Annotated in this window: 14 protein-coding genes; 2 read left to right on the forward strand and 12 right to left on the reverse strand. The window is 74.5% G+C overall.

Annotation, left to right across the window (positions count from 1 at the left end; genetic code table 11):
* Window positions 1–182: 182 nt before the first annotated feature.
* The 12 genes from galE to rsmI form a co-directional block, all read right to left on the reverse strand.
* Window positions 183–1,142, reverse strand: coding sequence for a UDP-glucose 4-epimerase GalE (galE, locus tag AB0469_RS10010; protein ID WP_366450843.1), 960 nt, complete (start codon window positions 1,140–1,142; stop codon window positions 183–185).
* 126 nt (window positions 1,143–1,268) lie between these two features.
* Window positions 1,269–1,988, reverse strand: coding sequence for a response regulator transcription factor (locus tag AB0469_RS10015; RefSeq protein WP_366450996.1), 720 nt, complete (start codon window positions 1,986–1,988; stop codon window positions 1,269–1,271).
* Window positions 1,989–2,130: 142 nt separating this feature from the next.
* The gene (locus AB0469_RS10020; protein ID WP_366450844.1) at window positions 2,131–3,819 is read right to left on the reverse strand and encodes a PQQ-binding-like beta-propeller repeat protein; all 1,689 of its coding nucleotides are present in this window, start codon (window positions 3,817–3,819) and stop codon (window positions 2,131–2,133) included.
* A 41-nt stretch (window positions 3,820–3,860) separates the two neighbouring features.
* The gene (locus tag AB0469_RS10025) at window positions 3,861–5,468 is read right to left on the reverse strand and encodes a PQQ-binding-like beta-propeller repeat protein (protein ID WP_366450845.1); all 1,608 of its coding nucleotides are present in this window, start codon (window positions 5,466–5,468) and stop codon (window positions 3,861–3,863) included.
* A gap of 175 nt (window positions 5,469–5,643) precedes the next feature.
* A complete protein-coding gene (locus AB0469_RS10030) occupies window positions 5,644–7,443 on the reverse strand; it encodes an ABC-F family ATP-binding cassette domain-containing protein (RefSeq protein ID WP_366450846.1) in 1,800 nt (599 codons plus the stop codon).
* A gap of 50 nt (window positions 7,444–7,493) precedes the next feature.
* Window positions 7,494–8,816, reverse strand: a complete 1,323-nt coding sequence (locus tag AB0469_RS10035; RefSeq protein ID WP_366450847.1) for an acyltransferase family protein — start codon at window positions 8,814–8,816, stop codon at window positions 7,494–7,496.
* Window positions 8,817–8,966: 150 nt separating this feature from the next.
* The gene (locus AB0469_RS10040; RefSeq protein ID WP_366450848.1) at window positions 8,967–9,890 is read right to left on the reverse strand and encodes a 4-(cytidine 5'-diphospho)-2-C-methyl-D-erythritol kinase; all 924 of its coding nucleotides are present in this window, start codon (window positions 9,888–9,890) and stop codon (window positions 8,967–8,969) included.
* Window positions 9,887–10,804: a 16S rRNA (adenine(1518)-N(6)/adenine(1519)-N(6))-dimethyltransferase RsmA gene (gene rsmA / locus AB0469_RS10045; RefSeq protein ID WP_366450849.1), complete on the reverse strand. Its 918-nt coding sequence runs from the start codon at window positions 10,802–10,804 to the stop codon at window positions 9,887–9,889. The genes AB0469_RS10040 and rsmA overlap by 4 nt, the downstream gene beginning before the upstream one ends.
* Window positions 10,801–12,774, reverse strand: coding sequence for a ubiquitin-like domain-containing protein (locus AB0469_RS10050; protein ID WP_366450850.1), 1,974 nt, complete (start codon window positions 12,772–12,774; stop codon window positions 10,801–10,803). Before AB0469_RS10050 ends, rsmA begins: the two co-directional genes overlap by 4 nt.
* A gap of 250 nt (window positions 12,775–13,024) precedes the next feature.
* On the reverse strand, window positions 13,025–13,912 hold the full coding sequence (locus tag AB0469_RS10055; protein ID WP_366450851.1) for a TatD family hydrolase: 888 nt from the start codon (window positions 13,910–13,912) through the stop codon (window positions 13,025–13,027).
* A gap of 9 nt (window positions 13,913–13,921) precedes the next feature.
* Window positions 13,922–14,305 (reverse strand): hypothetical protein, encoded by a 384-nt coding sequence (locus tag AB0469_RS10060; RefSeq protein WP_366450997.1) that lies wholly within the window; start codon window positions 14,303–14,305, stop codon window positions 13,922–13,924.
* Between the two features lie 266 nt (window positions 14,306–14,571).
* A complete protein-coding gene (gene rsmI, locus AB0469_RS10065) occupies window positions 14,572–15,468 on the reverse strand; it encodes a 16S rRNA (cytidine(1402)-2'-O)-methyltransferase (protein ID WP_366450852.1) in 897 nt (298 codons plus the stop codon).
* Window positions 15,469–15,623: 155 nt separating this feature from the next.
* On the opposite strand from rsmI, the gene AB0469_RS10070 reads away from it, so the two are divergent.
* Both AB0469_RS10070 and AB0469_RS10075 read left to right on the forward strand, forming a co-directional pair.
* Window positions 15,624–17,303, forward strand: coding sequence for a phospholipid carrier-dependent glycosyltransferase (locus tag AB0469_RS10070; protein WP_366450998.1), 1,680 nt, complete (start codon window positions 15,624–15,626; stop codon window positions 17,301–17,303).
* An 80-nt stretch (window positions 17,304–17,383) separates the two neighbouring features.
* Window positions 17,384–19,036 (forward strand): penicillin-binding transpeptidase domain-containing protein, encoded by a 1,653-nt coding sequence (locus AB0469_RS10075; protein WP_366450853.1) that lies wholly within the window; start codon window positions 17,384–17,386, stop codon window positions 19,034–19,036.
* The last annotated feature ends 44 nt before the right edge of the window (window positions 19,037–19,080 follow it).

Consider the following 19,080-nt stretch of genomic DNA (forward strand, 5'->3'; position numbering starts at 1 on the left):
AGTTGCGCGGGGTCGGTTTCACCCGGCGTACGCACGCCGGGCGCCCGCGCAGGGCGCCCGTCGGCCGCGCCCGCCGGACAGGCGTGCGCCCCCCGCACCGGACGGTGCGGGGGGCGCGGCGGGGCGTCGGCGGACCGGCGCACGGGGGCGCAGGGGGCGCGGCCCCGCTCGGGGCCGGAGCGTCAGGAGCGGTGCCCGCGGGCGAAGTTCCAGGCGTCCGTCACGATGCCGGTGAGGTCCGAGCGGGTCGGGGTCCAGCCGAGGCGTTCGTGCGCCGTGCGCGCCGAGGCGACCAGCACCGCGGGGTCGCCGGCCCGGCGCGGGGCGACGACCTCCGGGATGTCGTGGCCGGTGACCTTGCGGACCGTCTCGATGACCTCGCGCACCGAGAAGCCGCTGCCGTTGCCGAGGTTGCAGATGAGGTGCTCGCCCTCGGCCGCGACGCGCAGCGCGGCGAGGTGGGCCTCGGCGAGGTCGGCGACGTGGATGTAGTCGCGCACGCAGGTGCCGTCGGGGGTCGGGTAGTCCTCCCCGAACACGGAGATGGCCTCGCGCTCGCCCAGGGCGACCTGGAGGACCAGGGGGATCAGGTGGGTCTCGGGGTCGTGGCGCTCGCCGAACTCCTTGTAGGCGCCGGCCACGTTGAAGTAGCGCAGTGAGACCGCCGCGAGGCCGTGCGCCGCGCACTCCCCCGCGATCATGTGGTCGACGGCCAGCTTGGAGGCGCCGTAGGGGTTGGTGGGGGCGGTCACCGAGGTCTCGGTCAGCGCGCCCTCCGCGGGCTCCCCGTAGGTGGCGGCGGTGGAGGAGAAGACGAGGGTGCGGACCCCTGCCTCGCGCATCGCGGTGAGCAGGGCGAGGGTGCCGCCGACGTTGTTGTCCCAGTACTTGCCGGGGTTCACCACGGACTCGCCGACCTGCGAGGAGGCCGCGAAGTGGAGGACGGCGTCGTAGGAGGCGTCCAGGTACCGTGCGGCGTCCTGGATGCGGCCGTTGACCAGGGTGGCGCCGGCGGGGACGCCCTCGCCGAAGCCGGTGGAGAGGTCGTCGAGGACGGTGACCTCGTGTCCGGCCTCCAGGAGATGGGCGGCGACGACGCTTCCCACGTATCCCGCACCACCGGTGACCAGGTACTTGCTCACTCGTACTCCTACCTCTCGCGGAAGCACGCGGCTGCGCGTGCTGGTGTCTGGTGTCTGGCTTACCGGATTCCGCGCTTCCGGGGAAATCGCGGGCCCGGAGGCCCGGCCCCCCGGCCCGCCGGGGGCTCAGCCCCCGGCCGGCTGCGGCCGGTCCTGCGGCTCCTGCGGCGGCCGCTGTGCGGGCGGCGCGGCCCGGTCGAGCAGTCCGGTACGGGCGGCCAGTGCGGCCGCCTCCAGCCGGGAGCCTACGCCCAGCTTCATCAGGACCCGCTGCACGTGGGTGCGCGCGGTGCTCGGTGCGATGTCCATGCCGGCGGCGATCAGCCGGGTGTCCTCGCCCTCGGCGACCCGCACCAGCACCTCCACCTCGCGCGGGGTCAGCAGCCGCAGCAGGCGGCTCCCCTCGTCGTCGGGCTGCGCGGAGGGGTTGAGGAGCTCGGCGAAGGCGCCCTGGAGCAGCTGAGGGGAGATGGCGGCCTCCCCCGCCCGCGCCTTGGCCAGGGCCCGCTCGACGCCCTCGATGCGCTCGTCCTGGCGTACGTAGCCGGAGGCTCCGGCGGCGAAGGCGGCGGCGATCCCGCGCGGGCTCGGCACCGGGCCGAGGACCACCACGGCGATCTGCGGGCGCTCGCGCTTGATGCGCACGACGGGCTCGAAGACGCCGGGCTCCGCGGGGGTGGCGGTGCCGAGCAGGCACACCTCCGGGGCACGGCTGATGACCAGTTCGGCGGCTCCGGCCGCCGGCGCGGCCGCCGCGAGCACGCGGTGCCCGCGCAGTTTCAGGGCCGAGGCGAGCGCCTCGGCCAGCAGACGGTGCTCGTCGACCACCATGACGCGTACGCCCATCAAGGCTCCCACCCCAGATCCTTCTGACCCGGCAAGCTACACGCTTGTTCGACGGGGCGCGGGGGTTACCGCGCGAAAGCCCCCGATCGGTGGGTGCCGGCCGGGGGCTCTCGCCGCTGTTCGCGCCGTGTGCGCGCGGACGTCAGTTCGCCGCGAAGGAGACGAACAGGTAGTCCTTCTCCTTGTCGGAGTACGGCTTGCTCGCGAGGGTCTCGGCCATGAACAGGCGCCCGTTGTGGTAGCGGATCTCGGAGCGGTCCGGCGAGAAGCCGGCCTCCAGGCTCCGGGTGCCGGGCGGGTTCTGCATCAGGAGGGTCTCCTTCATCGTCCTGCCGTCGATGCTGACGACCTGGCCGCCCCCGTCGTACGGGGGCACCTTGTAGGCGATGATGTTCGACCCGTCCATGCGCAGCGGGTACATGACGTACTTCTCGCCCGCGTCGGCGCGGTCGCTGGTCGCCTTGCCGGTCTCCAGGTCGAAGGAGACGATCTCGTTGGTGCGTCCGGTGGGGGACGCGCCCTGGTGCTCGTACGAGGGCAGGTAGACCTTGCCGTTGCCGACGACCATGTTGGTGCACTGCTCGACCTCGGTGGCCGGGCACCTGGGCGCGTAGCTGCCCGCGGAGAGCCCGATGCGGGTCTTGAGCTGGCCGGCGTCGTCGAGGACGAAGAGGTCGCTGACGTTGGTGGCGTTCTTCGCGGTGTTGCCGACGTTGGCGGCGACGATGAGCGGCTTGGTGGAGAGGATGCCGGCCCACTCGATGCCCGCGGACAGCTTGTACGAGTACTTCGGCGCGCCGGTGACGGGGTCGAGGGCCTGCGCGTAGAGGGTCTCCTCTGCGGCGCGTCCGCACTTGCGGAGCACGGCGAGGGCCTCGCCGCCGCCGTAGCCGAGGTCGTAGCAGCCCTCGGCGTCGGTCTTGGGGGTCCACAGGGGCTTGCCGTCGGCGAGGTTCCAGGCGGCGCCGCCGTAGAGGCCGCCGGCGGCGACGGTCTGGCCGCTGATGGTGACCTCGGTGAAGGCCACCGGCTTGTCACCGCCGGTGGCGGACTTGGCGGTGGCGGACCAGGCCAGCTTGCCGGTGTTCAGGTCGATGACGCCGACCTGGGTGCACGAGGGGTACTTCTTCTCGTTGGTGGCCGGGCCCTCCTCGAAGAGGATGGCGGTCTTGTTGTCGCTGACGTGCTTGCTGGCGCCGCAGACGTTGGCGTTGAGCGGGAGCTCCCACTTCTTGCCGCCGTCGGTGAGGTTGTAGCCGACGACCTTGCCCAGGTCGGACTTGACGTAGGTGGTGTCGGTGAGCCAGGAGCCCTTGACGGAGACCACGTCGGAGGGCGGCTGGGTGGTGACGTTGACCAGCGTCTTCGACTTGGGGTTGGCCGGGGCCTTCTCGCTGCCGGCCAGGGCCGGGGCCTTGGGGTCGGGCGAGCCGCTCGCCGAGGCGGCGGGCGGGGTGTCGCCGCCGTCGTCGGAGGTGTAGAGGTAGCCGCCGCCGATGATGAGGGCCATCGCCAGCACGGCCGCGCCGACGATCATCAGCTGGTTGCGCACGTCGTTGCCGCCGCCCGCGGAGGGGGCGGACGGCTGCGGGGCCGGGGCCTGGAGGGTGCTCGGCTGCGGCGGGTAGGCCTGGCCGGGCTGCTGCTGCGGGTAGCCGTAGCCGGGCTGGGCGCCCGGCGGGGGCACGGCCGGCTGGGCGGGCTGGGTCGCGGCCTGCGGTACCTGGGGCGGCTGCGGGGCGGCCGGGGGCTGCCCGGGCGGCGGGCCGGGCGGCGGCGGGCCGCCGAAACCGCCGGAGGGCGGCTGGCTGGGGGGCGGCGGGGTGCTCATCTGCTGCTACTGCCTCTCGGTGGGCGGCTCGGTGGACTCGTTCACTTGCCGAATGCCATCAGGAGCTTCTCGTCCGTGCTGTTGCCGGCCAGCGTGGTCACGGACAGGAAGAAACGGCCGTCCTCGAAGGACCTCTTGGCGAACATGAAGGAGCCCTCGATCTTCGCGGACGGGCCCGAGGGCAGGCGCAGCAGCGTCTTGGGCGCGCCGCCGGCCACCGGGAACGAGACGATCTCGCCGGGCTCGTCGAGGGCGCCGGTGCGGTAGGCGGTCAGCTGTCCGTTCGCGGCCTTGACGGGGGTCAGGCCCCGCTTGTCCCCTGCGGCCTGGCGCCACTTGGGCTTGCCGGTGCCGAGGTCGAAGGCGACGATCTCGTTGCCGGAGCCGCCCTTGGTGTCGGTGGCCAGGTAGAGGGTGTCGCCGTCGACGGCGGAGTCGCCGCAGCCCTGGAGGTCGTCGACGCTGCTGCCGCCGCAGTTGACCTGGAAGGAGCCCTCGGCGGCCATGCTGGAGCGCTTCTTGCCGTCGGCGGTGAGGGCGATGACGGCGCGTTCCTTGGTGTCGCGGTTGCCGATGTCGAGGACGGCCGGCGAGACGGAGTAGACGCCCTTGACCTGCCAGCCCTTGGGGAGCCGGTAGGCCCAGGTCTTCTTCCCGGTGACCGGGTCGGCGTCCTGGACCTCGACGGTGTGGTCGTCGTCCATGCACAGGGCGATGCCGAGCACCTTGTTGTTGCCGGCGGCGTACTGGGTGGGCTGGCAGCCCTCGGGGACGTTGCCGGAGAAGAGCTTGTCGCCGGTGCTGATGCGGTAGGCGCTGGTGCCGCCGAGCCGGTTGACGACCGCGGTGTCACCGGTGAGGCTCACGGCGGCGTGGCCGCCGCCGTCGAAGATGCCCTCCTTGGCGACCTCCTTCGTCCAGCCCTCCTTGCCGGCCTTCAGGTCGATCAGCTTCAGCTGGTTGCAGGCGGCGTTGGAGGCGGTGCCGTCCTTGACGACGACGACGGTCTTGCCGTCGGCGGTGGTCTGGTCGGTGAGCCCGCAGATCTCCGCGCGGGTGTCGATCCGCCACTTCTCCTTGCCGTCGGTGACGGCGTAGCCGACGAGGGCGGTGCCGACGGTCTTGGCGACGGTGTCGCCGACCACCCACTGGCCCGCGGTGGGGATGCCCGAGCCGGGGCCCTGGAGTTTGACGGTCTTGAGCCACAGCGCCTTGTCCTCGCCGGGCTTGCGGCCCGCGTTGAGGTCGGTCTGCTCGGCGGCGCCGTTGCCGCTGCCGTCGCCCTTGTCCACGGACGGGGAGGCGGAGGGCTTGGGGTCGGCGGGGGTGGAGGCCTGCGCGGCCGGCTTGCCGGGGCCGTCGTCGCGGCCGAAGGCGAACCAGGCTCCGGCGCCCAGGACGAGGACGCCCGCGACGGCCGCGGCGATGACGACCGTGCCCTTGCCGCGGCCGCCGGACGGCGTGCCGGGGGCCGGCGGGTGGCCGGGGCCGCCCTGCGGCAGGAGTGGCTGGGGGACGGTCGGCGGCTGCTGGGCGTACGGGTTGCCGCCCTGGGGCGGGTAGCCGTAGCCCGGCTGCGGCGGGCCGGGGAGGTGGTCGTAACCGGAAGGGGGCGGCGGCTGGTTCGGCGGCTGGGGCTGCTCGGTCATCGGCGCATCCTTCGGCTTCAGGCGGTCGGTGAACCGGGAGGGACCCCCGGAGATCGAAAAGAACCGACCCTTTCTATCACTCGGGGCCGGTACGCAACGGGCCGGTCGCACCCCTGTTCCCAAGGGCGGACCGGCCTGTGACGAGCCCGTTATCCGGTCGTACCGGGTCCGGGGCTCAGGCCTCTTCGGCCAGTTCCAGCCAGCGCATCTCCAATTCGTCCCGCTCGGAGATGAGTTCGCGCAGCTCCGCGTCGAGCTTGGCGACCTTGTCGTAGTCGGTGGAGTGTTCGGCGATCTGCGCGTGCAGGTTCGTCTCGCGGTCGGCCATCTTGTTGAGCTGGCGCTCGATCTTCTGGAGTTCCTTCTTCGCGGCGCGCGAGTCGCCGGAGGACGTCGACTTGGCCGCGGCGGCCGGGGCGGGCGCCGGGGCGGCGGCCTCGATCATCCGCTGGCGGCGCTCCAGGTACTCGTCCAGGCCGCGCGGCAGCATCCGCAGGCTCGCGTCGCCGAGCAGCGCCATCACCGTGTCGGTGGTGCGCTCGATGAAGAACCGGTCGTGGGAGATCACGATCATCGAGCCGGGCCAGCCGTCGAGGAGGTCCTCCAGCTGGGTGAGGGTCTCGATGTCGAGGTCGTTGGTGGGCTCGTCGAGGAACAGGACGTTGGGCTCGTCCATCAGCAGGCGCAGGATCTGCAGCCGGCGCCGCTCACCGCCGGACAGGTCGCCGACGGGCGTCCACTGCTTCTCCTTGGTGAAGCCGAACTGCTCGCACAGCTGGCCCGCCGTCATCTCGCGGCCCTTGCCGAGGTCGACGCGGTCGCGGACGCGCTGGACGGCCTCCAGGACGCGCAGCGACGGGTCGAGCTCGCCGACCTCCTGGGAGAGGTAGGCCAGGCGGACCGTCTTGCCGACGGTGATCTCGCCGGAGGCCGGCTGGGCCTCGCCCTGGGTGCGGGCGGCCTCGGCGAGGGCCCGCAGCAGGGAGGTCTTGCCCGCGCCGTTGACGCCGACGAGGCCGACGCGGTCACCGGGGCCCAGGTGCCAGGTGAGGTGCTTGAGGAGGGTCTTGGGGCCAGCCTGGACGGTGACGTTCTCCAGGTCGAAGACCGTCTTGCCGAGGCGGGCGTTGGCGAAGCGCATCAGCTCCGACTTGTCGCGCGGCTCCGGCACGTCGGCGATCAGCTCGTTGGCGGCCTCGATGCGGTAGCGGGGCTTGGAGGTCCGGGCGGGGGCGCCGCGCCGCAGCCAGGCCAGCTCCTTGCGCATCAGGTTCTGCCGCTTGACCTCCTCCGTGGCGGCGATCCGCTCGCGCTCGGCGCGGGCGAAGACGTAGTCGCTGTATCCGCCCTCGTACTCGTAGACGGAGCCGCGCTGGACGTCCCACATGCGGGTGCAGACCTGGTCGAGGAACCAGCGGTCGTGGGTGACGCAGACGAGGGCGCTGCGGCGGGTCTGGAGGTGGCCGGCCAGCCAGGAGATGCCCTCGACGTCGAGGTGGTTGGTGGGCTCGTCGAGGACGAGGAGGTCCTGCTCGGCGATGAGGAGCTTGGCGAGCGCGATGCGGCGGCGCTCGCCGCCGGAGAGCGGGCCGATGACGGTGTCCAGGCCCTGGCCGAAGCCGGGCAGGTCGAGCCCGCCGAAGAGCCCGGTCAGCACGTCGCGGATCTTGGCGTTGCCGGCCCACTCGTGGTCGGCCATGTCGCCGATGATCTCGTGCCGGATGGTGGCGGCGGGGTCGAGGGAGTCGTGCTGGGTCAGGACGCCCATCCGCGTGCCGCCGCTCTGGGTGACCCGGCCGCTGTCGGGCTCCTCCAGCTTGGCGAGCATCCGGATGAGGGTGGTCTTGCCGTCGCCGTTGCGGCCGACCACGCCGATCCGGTCGCCCTCGGATACGCCGAGGGAGATGCCGTCGAGCAGGGTACGGGTGCCGTACACCTTGCTGACTGCCTCGACATTGACCAGATTGACGGCCATCAGACGCGCTCCAGGTGGGTCCCCGGAACGGAGTCCGGTGAGGGGGTGGATCAGCCCCTCAGCCTAACCCTCCGCGCCGACGGCGACCGTTCCACCAGCCAGGCGCCCGCCACGGCCATGCCGATGGCGGCGGGCGCGGTGACGGGGAGGGCGACGAGGGTGGCGGTGTGCCCCTCCAGCAGCCCGCCGAGGCCGGTCATGGACAGGCCCAGGATCCCGAGGAGGCTCAGGGCGGCCCCGACGGCGGCGGCGGGTCCGCTGCCGGGAGCGGCGTCCGCCCCGGAGGGCGCCTCGAAGCGGCGGAACCCGGCCACGAGCAGGGCCGTGAGGACGGCCGCCGCCAGGATCCTCACCGGCACCTGCGCCCACCAGGCGGCGGTGGCGGGCTCGGGCAGGGCGAGGCCGGCCGCGAGCTGGGCGGCGTACACGGCGAGCATGGCGGTGAGGTGCCACAGGAACGCGGTCATGGCCACCCCGTTGGCGGCGACCACCCCGCGCCAGACGCGGGGCCGGGCGAGCAGGGCCGCGGCGGGCCGGGCGGCCAGCTGGACGGCGCCGACCAGCCACATGCCGTGGCAGAGCAGGGCGAGGGTGGGCGGGGCCATGTTGGAGACCTTCTCGCCGGGCATCCCCACCATCGACAGCGGGTACGGGCCGGCGGCGACGAGGAGCACCGCCCCGGCGAGGCCGGCCGCGCCGAGGAGGGCGGGGCGGCGGATGCGGCCGTCGGCGCGCAGGAAGCCGAGCTGGTGCACGGCGAGCCAGACGAAGGCGAAGTTCAGGAACTCCGCGTACGGGACGTGGAGCGCGAAGCGCAGGACGTCGACGAGCGCGGCGGCGCCCGCCAGGGCGGCGAAGGCGGCCCAGCCCCAGCGGGCGTGGGCCCGCAGCAGGGGCGGGGTGAAGGCCGCCATGGCCAGGTAGATCCCGACGAACCACAGCGGCTGCGTCACCATCCGCAGCGCGGCCCCGGCCAGCGGCCCGCGGTCGGCGCCGGCGAGCTGCGCGCCGAGGGCCAGCGCGGCCCACACGAGGACGAACACGAGGGTGGGCCGCAGCAGGCGGCGCAGCCGCGCCCGCACGAAGGCGGCGTAGACGGGCCGGCCGGCGGAGCGGCGCTCCAGGGAGCGGTACGAGAGCGCGTGGGAGAAACCGCCGACGAAGAAGAAGACGGGCATGACCTGGAGCCCCCAGGTGAGCACCTGGAGCGGGGGCACGAGGGCGAGCAGGTTGCCCATGCCGTCGGCGCTGACCGCGGCCATCAGCCAGTGGCCGAGGACGACGGTCCCGAGGGAGGCGACGCGGAGCAGGTCCACGTACCGGTCCCGCGAGGCGGGGGTGGCGTCGGCGAGGTCGCGTGCGCTGGCTGTCATGCCCCTACGCTCGCGGCCCGGCCGGCGCGGGAACAGGGCGCGGCTACTCATCCGCGGCCTAGGTACCGGGACCGGGCGGGGGCCGGTCCCGCTGTGCGGGGCGGGGAGCGGCGCCGCGGGCGCCCGCCCCCGCGCCCGGCACGGGACCGGCTACGCCAGGACCGTGGCCCCCGGCGCCGGCGAGGCGGTGACCCGGGTCGCCCGGCAGGTGCCGGAGGCCTCCAGCTCCGCCGCGACCTTGACGGCGGCCTCGGCGTCCCGCACCAGGAACGCCGTCGTGGGCCCGGAACCGGACACCAGCCCGGCCAGGGCACCGGCCCCGACCCCCGCCTCCAGCGTCCGCGCCAGTTCCGGCCGCAGCGACAGCGCCGCCGGCTGGAGCCCGTTGGACCGCGGCAGGACCGCCGCCAGCGCGTCGGGGTCGCCCGAGGCCAGCGCGGCGAGCAGCTCCGGGGAGGCCTGCGGGACGGGTACGTCCGTGCCCTCCGTCAGCCGGTCGAACTCGCGGAACACCGCCGGTGTCGACAGCCCGCCGTGCGCCACGGCGAACACCCAGTGGAAGGTGCCCGCCCCGACCGGGGTGAGCAGCTCCCCCCGCCCGGTGCCGAGCGCCGCGCCGCCCACCAGGCTGAAGGGGACGTCGCTGCCCAGCTCCGCGCAGATCTCCAGGAGCTCCTCGCGCGGGGTGCCGAGCCCCCACAGCGCGTCGCACGCCAGCAGCGCCGCCGCGCCGTCCGCGCTGCCGCCGGCCATGCCGCCCGCGACGGGGATGTTCTTCGCGATGTGCAGGTGGACGGCCGGGGTGAGCCCGGCCCGGGCGGCGAGGAGCTCGGCGGCCCGCGCCGCGAGGTTCGTGCGGTCCAGCGGCACCTGGTCGCTGTCGGGGCCCTCGCAGCCGACGGTGGGCCCGTCGCCGTCGGTCGCGGTCGCGGTCACCTCGTCGTACAGGGAGACGGCCAGGAAGACGTTGGCCAGGTCGTGGAAGCCGTCGGGGCGGGCCGCGCCCACCGCCAGCTGCACGTTGACCTTCGCGGGGACCCGTACGGTCACCGCCCGGCGCGGCGCGGCGCTCACAGCGCGGGCTTCTGCGCGTCGGCGGGCTTGTGCTCGGCGATCGCCGCGAACTCCTCGACCGTCAGCGACTCGCCGCGGGCCAGCGGGTTGATCCCGGCGGCGGTCAGCGCGGCCTCGGCGGCGGCGGCCGAGCCGGCCCAGCCGGCCAGGGCGGAGCGCAGGCCCTTGCGCCGCTGTGCGAACGCGGCGTCGACGACCGCGAAGACCTCGGCCTTGGATGCGCTGGTCCTGATCGGCTCGGAGCGCCGGACGAGCGAGACCAGTCCGGAGTCGACGTTCGGGGCGGGCCAGAAGACGTTGCGGCCGATGGACCCGGCGCGCTTGACGTCCGCGTACCAGTTGGCCTTGACGGAGGGGACCCCGTACACCTTGTTGCCGGGGCGGGCGGCGAGCCGGTCGGCGACCTCCGCCTGGACCATGACGAGGGTCCGCTCGATGCTGGGGAAGCGGTCGAGCATGGTCAGCAGCACCGGCACGGCCACGTTGTACGGCAGGTTCGCGACGAGCGCGGTCGGCGCGGGGCCGGGCAGCTCGGTCACCAGCATGGCGTCGGAGTGGACGAGCGCGAAACGGTCCTTCTTCCGCGGCATCCGCGCCTCGATGGTGGCGGGCAGCGCGGCGGCCAGGATGTCGTCGATCTCGACGGCGACGACCCGGTCGGCGGCCTCCAGCAGGGCGAGCGTCAGCGAGCCGAGGCCCGGGCCGACCTCGACGACGACGTCGTCGGGGCGGACCTCGGCGGTGCGCACGATCCGGCGGACCGTGTTGGCGTCGATGACGAAGTTCTGGCCCTTCTGCTTCGTCGGGCGCACGCCGAGGGCGGCGGCCAGCTCTCGGATGTCGGCCGGCCCCAGGAGGGCGTCGGAAGGGGTCCCGGGGGTCCCGTGGGGCTGCTGCTGCTCTGCGGTGCTCACCGGTAAAGCCTACGGCCGCAGTGCGGCCACGGACTCGCCCCCCGCTGCACGTAGAGCTTCTTCGCGCGGAACGTCTGCTCGGCGGCCGGGGCGTCCTGGGGGCGGCCGCTCCCGCCGAGGGCCTGCCAGGTGGTCACGTCGAACTGGTAGAGGCCGCCGTAGGTGCCCGAGGCGTCGGTGGCGGTGGGCCGGCCGCCGGACTCGCACTGGGCGAGCGCGCCCCAGTCGAGGCCGTCGGCCCCGGCGACGGAGGTGGGCAGCGGCTTCGTGCCGACCTTGACGAGCTGGCTGACGGGCTCGCGGACGACCTCCTCGGCGATCTTGCGGGCGGGCTGGCGGACCCCGTTGACGGTGCGCAGCCCGTAGGTGACCCGGCGTGCGCCGGCGTGCCCGGAGCGCTCGACGACCTCGGTGCCGGCGAACAGGGTGTCGTCCTCGACGCGTTCGGTCTCGTACGGGATGCGCTCCTCGCGGACCTCGCGGGTGCCGGTGATGCGCAGGACGGTGACGGTCTGGCCGTCGCGCGGGAAGGAGTCCGGGGGGACGGAGGTGGTGTCCTCGCCGCGCAGGGTGATGCCGGCCTGGTCGAGGGCCTCCCGGACGGTGGCGGCGTTGGTGCGGATGGTGCGTTCGCGGCCGTCGGCCATGAAGGTGACGCCGCGTTCGGTGCGCACGCTGAGGGTGAGTCCGGTGCGGGGGACGGTGGCGGTGCGGGGGGCGGAGAGGAAGGCGCCCTCGACGCGGACGCCGAGCTGGCGCAGGGCGGCGTCGACGGTGGGGGCGGTGGTCCACATCTGGCGGCTGGTGCCGTCGAGGGTGAGGCGCAGGGGGCGGCCGTAGCGGACGACGACCTCTTCGCCGTCCTCCAGGGCGGAGTCGCGGGCGGGGGCGACGAGGTCGTGCGGGCCGACGCCGAGGCCTTCGGCGTCGAGGAGGTCCTCGACGCTGCCGGCGAAGGTGTGGAGGGTGCGGGGTTCGCCGTCGACGGTGAGGTGGACGGACTTGTCGGCGGCGACGAAGGCGGTGGTTCCGCCGGCGAGGACGGCGACGACGAGGGCCTGGGGGACGAGGCGCCGCCAGCCGTCGCGGACGACGGCGCTCTGTACGGCGGCGGTACGGGGGCGGCGGCGCCGGCCGGGGGCGGGTTGGGGGGCGCCTTGGCCGTCGCCGGCGGTGGTGCGGGGGGAGGTGCGGGGGGCGGTTGCAGTGTCGTTTCTGGTTCCGGTCGCGGCTCCGGTTCCGGGCGCGGCCCCGGTTCCGGGCGCGGCCCCCGTTCCGGTTCCGGTGTCGGCCGGGGGGCGGGGGGCGGCCCGGCGGCGGCCGGTGGGGGCGGCGGGGGCCGCACCGTCGGGGACGGTGGGGGCGGCGTCGGGCCGGGGGGCGGCGCGGCGGCGGCCGGTGGGGGCGGCGAGGCCGGTGGAGGCGGCGGGGGCCGCACCGTCGGGGACGGCGGGGGCGGCGTCGGGCCGGGGGGCGGCGCGGCGGCGGCCGGTGGGGCGGCGGCCGTCGGCGGGGGCGGTGGCGGGCGGGGATGGGGTGGCGGCGGCTGGGGGTGGGGGTGGGTCGGCCGGGGCCGCGGCCCGGCGGCGTCCGCCTCCGCCTCCGCCGGGCCGCCGGGCGGGCGCCTGGGCCGGTGCGGGGGGTGGGGTGGCGGCGGGGTCCGTGCCGGGCCGGGCGGCGGGGCCGGCGCCGGCGGGGCCCGCGCCGGCGCGCCGCCTGCCGGTGCCCTGGCCGGCGCTGCCCTTGCCGGCGCTGCTCTGGCCGGCGCTGCTCTGGCCGGCGGCGGCCGGGGCCGGATCGGTGCGCACCGCTCCGGCCGCGCGGCGGCGTGCGGCCCGCCGGCCCTCGGCACGGGGGGCGGGGACGCCGGAGTCGGGGCCCGTGCCGGGGTCCCGGCCCGGCACCGGGCCCGCGTCCGGCTCGGCCTCCGGCCAGGAGACACGGCGGTGACTGCCCTGCGTATCGCTCACGTCGCTCGCTCCACTGGTCCGGCCCGGCTGGTTCGGGCACGGCACCCTAACGGGAGCGGCCGTCACGCACCAAAGCCGTTCGACTACCCAGTGTGTCGAACGAACGGATGTGCCGAAGGTGTCGCCACGGCCGTACCGAAATGTCGGCACATCGCCATGACGGCATGTCTCCGTATCCCCATGTCGGCACTGCCGCGTGCGCGGCACGCGAGCGGCGCGCCCGGCGCGGGGAGCGCCCGCGGCCGGCCGGTCAGTAGTCGAAGGCGCGGGCCGTGTTCGCCGCGAGGGCCGTGGCCATGGCGTCCTCGTCGATGCCGCGGACCGCCGCCATCGCCCGCACCGTCAGCGGGATCAGGTACGGCGCGTTGGGGCGCCCCCGGTAGGGCGCCGGGGTGAGGTAGGGGGCGTCCGTCTCCACCAGCACCAGTTCCAGCGGGGCCACGGCCAGGGCCTCGCGCAGCGGCGCCGCGTTCTTGAAGGTGACGGTGCCGGCGAAGGACATGTAGTACCCGGCGGCCGCGCACTCCCGGGCCATCTCCGCGTCCCCGGAGTAGCAGTGGAAGACCGTCCGCTCGGGCGCGCCCTCCTCGCGCAGGACGCGCAGCACGTCCGCGTGGGCGTCGCGGTCGTGGATGACCAGGGCCTTGCCCTGGCGCTTGGCGATCTCGATGTGGGCGCGGAAGGAACGCTCCTGCGCGGCCATGCCCTCGGGCCCGGTCCGGAAGTAGTCCAGCCCGGTCTCCCCGACCGCCTTGACGTGGTCGAGTGCGGCCAGCGCCTCGATCTCGGCGAGCGCCTCGTCCAGGGCGCCCTCACCGCCACCCGCGCGGGCGCCCTGGCGCGACCAGCCGTCCGGGTCGCCGAGGACGATGCGGGGCGCCTCGTTCGGGTGCAGGGCCACCGCCGCGTGGACGTTGGCGTGGGCCGCCGCGGTCTCGGCGGCCCAGCGCGAGCCCTTCACGTCGCAGCCCACCTGCACGACGGTGGCCACACCCACCGAGGCGGCCTTCGCGAGACCCTCCTCGACGGTGCCGGACTGCATGTCGAGATGGGTGTGCGAGTCCGCCACCGCCACCCGCAGGGGTTCGGGCAGCGGGGGCGGGGCGTCCTTGGCGGCGGAGGAAGGGCTGGGGCTCATGGGCCGATCTTATGACCGGCGCAGCCGCCCCAGGAGTCGGGAGAGCAGGCCGCGGCGCCTGCCGGGCTCGTTGACCGCGACGGGTCCCGGGGAGTCGTGCGAGGGCCTGCGCGGCTTCGGCGGGCGCGGGGGGTTCTCGCCGGCCGGCACGGGCCCGGCGATCCCGGGGGCTATGCGGTGGTGGTAGAGCCGGTCGATGGTCGCGTTCACCTGGGAGACCTGGCCGGCCCGCATGATCCGTACGACGTGTCCGTCGCAGTTCAGGCAGGTCGGGTTCGACAGCGGGGAGGGCACCCGCTCGCGGTTCACCGTGTACATGATGAACGGCTGGCCCTGGCCGTCGGTGTGGTGCTCGATCGCGTAGGACTGCTCCCATCCGTACCCGCACTTCATGCACGCGAAGGAGTAGGCCTCGTGCACGATCTGCACGTCGGGGGCGGTAACGGCGGCAGGACCTGCGGCGGGGACGGGTACCGGGGTGTCTGCGATCTCACTCATGCCAGCTCCTCTTGTTCCACTGGTGCCATTGCCAGTGGACGCCTCTTCGGGCGGGAGCGCATCAGGCCCTGTCCAGTGTTGGACGGTCTTTGGGCCAGTCATGTCTCAAAGCGGCCGGTGCGCGGTCTGAGCTTTGCTTTTCAGGTTATCCCTTTACCGACTTACGGCATCTTCTGTGCCGCATTCTTTGCCGCGACCACCGCGTCGAAGACCTCGCGCTTGGGTACGCCGGCCTCGGCCGCGACCGCCGCGATGGCCTCCTTGCGCCGCTCGCCCGCCTCCTCGCGCACCCGCACCCTGCGCACCAGCTCCTCGTCGTCCAGGTCGGCGGGCCCGGCGGCCGGGGCGCCCTCGACCACGATCGTGATCTCGCCGCGGACGCCCTCGGCGGCCCACTCGGCCAGCGCGCCCAGCCCGCCGCGCTTGACCTCCTCGTACGTCTTGGTGAGTTCGCGGCACACGGCGGCCCGCCGGTCGGCGCCGAACACCTCGGCCATCGCCGCGAGGGTGTCGTCGAGCCGGTGCGGGGCCTCGAAGTAGACGAGCGTGCGCCGCTCGCCCTCCACCTCGCGGAGCCGGCCGAGGCGCTCGCCCGCCTTGCGCGGCAGGAACCCCTCGAAGCAGAAGCGGTCCACAGGGAGCCCGGAGAGCGCGAGCGCGGTGAGGACGGCGGAGGGCCCGGGCACGGCCGTGACCTTGATGTCCTTCTCGACGGCGGCGGCGACCAGGCGGTAGCCGGGGTCGGAGACCGAGGGCATCCCGGCGTCGGTGACCAGCAGCACCCGCCGGCCCGACTCCAGGGCCTCGACCAGCTCGGGGGTGCGGGCGGACTCGTTGCCCTCGAAGTACGACAGGACCCGCCCGGTGGTGTGCACGCCGAGCCCCTGGGTGAGCCGGCGCAGCCGCCGGGTGTCCTCGGCGGCGATCACATCGGCCCGCTCCAGCTCGGCGGCGAGCCGGGGCGGGGCGTCGGCGAGGTCGCCGATCGGGGTCCCGGCGAGGACGAGTACGCCGTGGGAGGAGGGGGATTGCGCGCCGCGGGGCTGGTCTGCTGTCACCGCCTCATCCTCTCATTGGGGCTCGTGGGGGCTGGGGCTCGCACAGGGGCGTTCCCTACGATGACCCGGTGACCAGTACCGCGACGCCGCCGCCCAGCCCCGCGGGGGCCCCGCCCGTCCCGCCGGGCGGACGCGGCTCCGAGCACGAGCCGCCCGTGTGGCTGCGCCGCCTGCGGGGGTTCGGCTACGTGCCCGCCGCACCGGCGGCCGACCTCCGTACCCGCCTCGTACCCCCGTACGCCCGGCCGTCCGCCCAGCTCTGGGCGGCGCTCGGGATCCCGGAGGCGAGCCGGCAGACCTGGGAGCGGGTCATGGCGTGGGCGGGGCCGCTGCTGGTGGCGCTCGTCGCGGGTGTGCTGCGGTTCACCCACCTGGGCAGCCCGAAGGCGGTGATATTCGACGAGACGTACTACGCCAAGGACGCCTGGGCCACGATCCGGCAGGGCTACGAGGCCAGCTGGCCCAAGGATGTCGACAAGTCGATCCTCGCCAACCCCGACGCGGTGCCGCTGCCGACCGATCCCGGCTACGTCGTGCACCCGCCGGTCGGCAAATGGGTGATCGGGCTCGGCGAGTGGATGTTCGGCTTCGACCCGTTCGGCTGGCGCTTCATGACGGCGCTGCTCGGCACCCTGTCCGTGCTGATGCTCTGCCGCATCGGCCGCCGCCTCTTCCGCTCCACCTTCCTCGGCTGCCTGGCCGGCGCGCTCCTCGCGGTCGACGGCCTGCACCTGGTGATGAGCCGCACCGCGCTGCTCGACCTGGTGCTGATGTTCTTCGTGCTGGCCGCCTTCGGGGCGCTGCTCGTCGACCGCGACCGGGCGCGGGCCCGGCTCGCGGCGGCGCTCCCGGTCGACGAGGAGGGCCGCACCCGCCCGGACTCGGCCGTCGCGGAGACCCTGCGGCTGGGCTGGCGCCCGTACCGGCTGCTGGCCGGCGTCTGCCTGGGCCTGGCCTTCGGCACCAAGTGGAACGGCCTGGTCGTGCTGGCCTTCTTCGGGGTCCTCACCGTGCTGTGGGACGCGGCCGCGCGCCGCACCGCCGGCGCGGGCACCCCGTACGCGGCGATGCTGCGCCGGGACGCGCTGCCCGGCTTCCTGTCGACGGTGCCGGTGGCGATCGCCGTCTACCTGGGCTCGTGGCTCGGCTGGATCCTGAGCCCGGACGACGGCAGGGGCGGCTACTTCCGCGACTGGGCCGCCAAGAACGACCAGCACAGCGCGCTGTCCTTCCTCCCGGAGTGGCTGCGCAGCCTGTGGCACTACGAGACGGAGGTCTACAAGTTCCACGTGGGCCTGACCTCGGGCCACACCTACCAGTCCAACCCGTGGAGCTGGCTGGTCCTGGGCCGGCCCGTCTCCTACTTCTACGAGTCCCCCGCGCCCGGCACGGACGGCTGCCCGGCGACCGAGGCCGGCAAGTGCGCCCGCGAGGTGCTGGCGCTGGGCACGCCGCTGCTGTGGTGGACGGGCTGCTTCGCCCTGGCGTACGTGCTGTGGCGCTGGTTCTTCCGGCGCGACTGGCGGGCCGGCGCGATCGCGTGCGCGCTGGCCGCGGGCCTGCTGCCCTGGTTCAACTACCAGGAGCGGACCATCTTCTACTTCTACGCGGTGGTCTTCGTCCCCTACCTGTGCCTGGCGGTGGCGATGATGATCGGCGCCCTGCTGGGGCCGTCGGGCTCCTCGGAGCGGCGGCGGACCCTGGGGGCGATCGGGGCGGGGGTGCTGGTGCTCCTGATCGTCTGGAACTTCATCTATTTCTGGCCGATCTACACCGGTGAGACCCTGCCCATGGACTCGTGGCGTGGCCGGATGTGGCTGGATACGTGGATCTGACCCCTTACCCGCGCGTAAGGTGGGCCGCTCAGACTCTTTGAACACGTTCAGAGGGCTGTGGCTCCTGGGGAGGGGACGTAATGAACGGGGCGGCGAAGGGTGCCATCGTCGGCGGGGTGTTCCTGGCGATGGCCGGCGGGGCGGCGTACGGGGTGGTCACCCTCGTGGGTGACAGCGGCGAAGGCCGCTCGGGCGCGGGCGGGAACGGGGCCGCGGGCACCGGCGCGGTGACCTCGCAGCGGGCGGCCGGGCCGGTCACCGAGCAGGAGACGGCCCAGGTCGCGAAGGCCTTCCTGGCCGCGTGGGCCGCCGGCGACGCCCGCGCGGCGGCCGACCTGACGAACAACGCGCAGGCCGCGCAGCCCGCGCTCGCCGATTTCCGGTCCAAGGCGCTGGTCTCCAAGGCCGTCATCACGCCCGGCACCCCGGACGGCACCGGCGTGCCGTTCAAGGTCGAGGCCGAGATCACCCACGCGGGAACGCCCAAGACCTTCGCGTACGACTCGCGCCTCACCGTCGTGCGCGGCGCCGGCAGCGGCAAGCCGCTCGTGGACTGGCAGCCCTCGGTGGTCCACCCGCAGCTCCAGAAGGACGAGCGGCTGCGCGCGGGCACCCCGGCCAGCCCGCCCCTCAAGGCCGTCGACCGGCACGGCAAGGAGCTGGCGCCCGAGCAGTACCCGTCGCTGCGGCCGGTGCTGGATGCGCTGCGCAAGACGTACGGGGAGAAGGCGGGCGGTACCCCCGGCGTCGAGGTGTGGATCGAACCGGCCACCGCCGACGCCCCCAAGCGGACCCTGGCAACCCTGGTCGAGGGCACGCCCGGGCAGCTGCGGACCGTGCTCGACGCCGATGTGCAGGCGGCGGCGGAGAAGGCGGTGGCGCAGTACGCCGAGGCCTCGGTCGTCGCGGTCCAGCCGAGCACCGGCGACATCCTGGCGGTGGCCAACCACCGCCAGGACGGCTTCAACGCGGCGATGCTGGGGCGGCGGGCGCCCGGCTCGACGATGAAGATCGTGACGGCGGCGATGCTGCTGGAGAAGGGGCTCGTGGCGGCCGACCGGCCGGCGGCGTGCCCGCCGAGCGCCACGTGGGACGGCAAGGCCTTCCGCAACCAGGGCGGCTTCTCCCTTCAGGGCCAGCCCTTCTCGACCAGCTTCGCCAGGTCCTGCAACACGGCCTTCATCAGCCTGATCGACGACGTGAAGGACAACGGCGCGCTGCCGCGGGTGGCCAAGGAGGCCTTCGGCATCGGGCTGGACTGGAAGACGGGCATCCCCTCGCAGGACGGCGCCGTCCCGGTGACCTCGGGTTCGGCCGCCGCCGCCGAGTACATCGGCCAGGGCCCGATCCTGATGAACCCGCTGAACATGGCCTCGGTCACGGCGACCGCCCGCACCGGGACGTTCCGCCAGCCGGTGCTGGTCAAGGCCTCGCTGGACGGCCGCACCCTGGCGACGGCCCCCCGGTCGCTGGCACCGGGGGTGTCGGCGCAGCTGGTGCGGATGATGCGGCAGACGGCGACGAGCGGCACGGCGGCCAAGGCGATGGCGGCGGTCGGCGGCTCCGACAAGGGCGCGAAGACCGGTTCGGCGGAGGTCGACGGCGCGGCGGCCCCGGACAGCTGGTTCACGGGCTTCAGCGGCGACGTGGCGGCGGCGGCCATGGTCGAGGGCGGCGGCCACGGCGCCGACGCGGCGGGCCCCGTCGTCGCCGCGGTCCTCAACGCCTCCTGACCCGGGGCCGCCGGGGCGGGCCGGGGGTTGGCGGCAAGGGGCCG

Source organism: Streptomyces sp. NPDC093801, assembly GCF_040701585.1.
GTDB lineage: Bacteria > Actinomycetota > Actinomycetes > Streptomycetales > Streptomycetaceae > Streptomyces.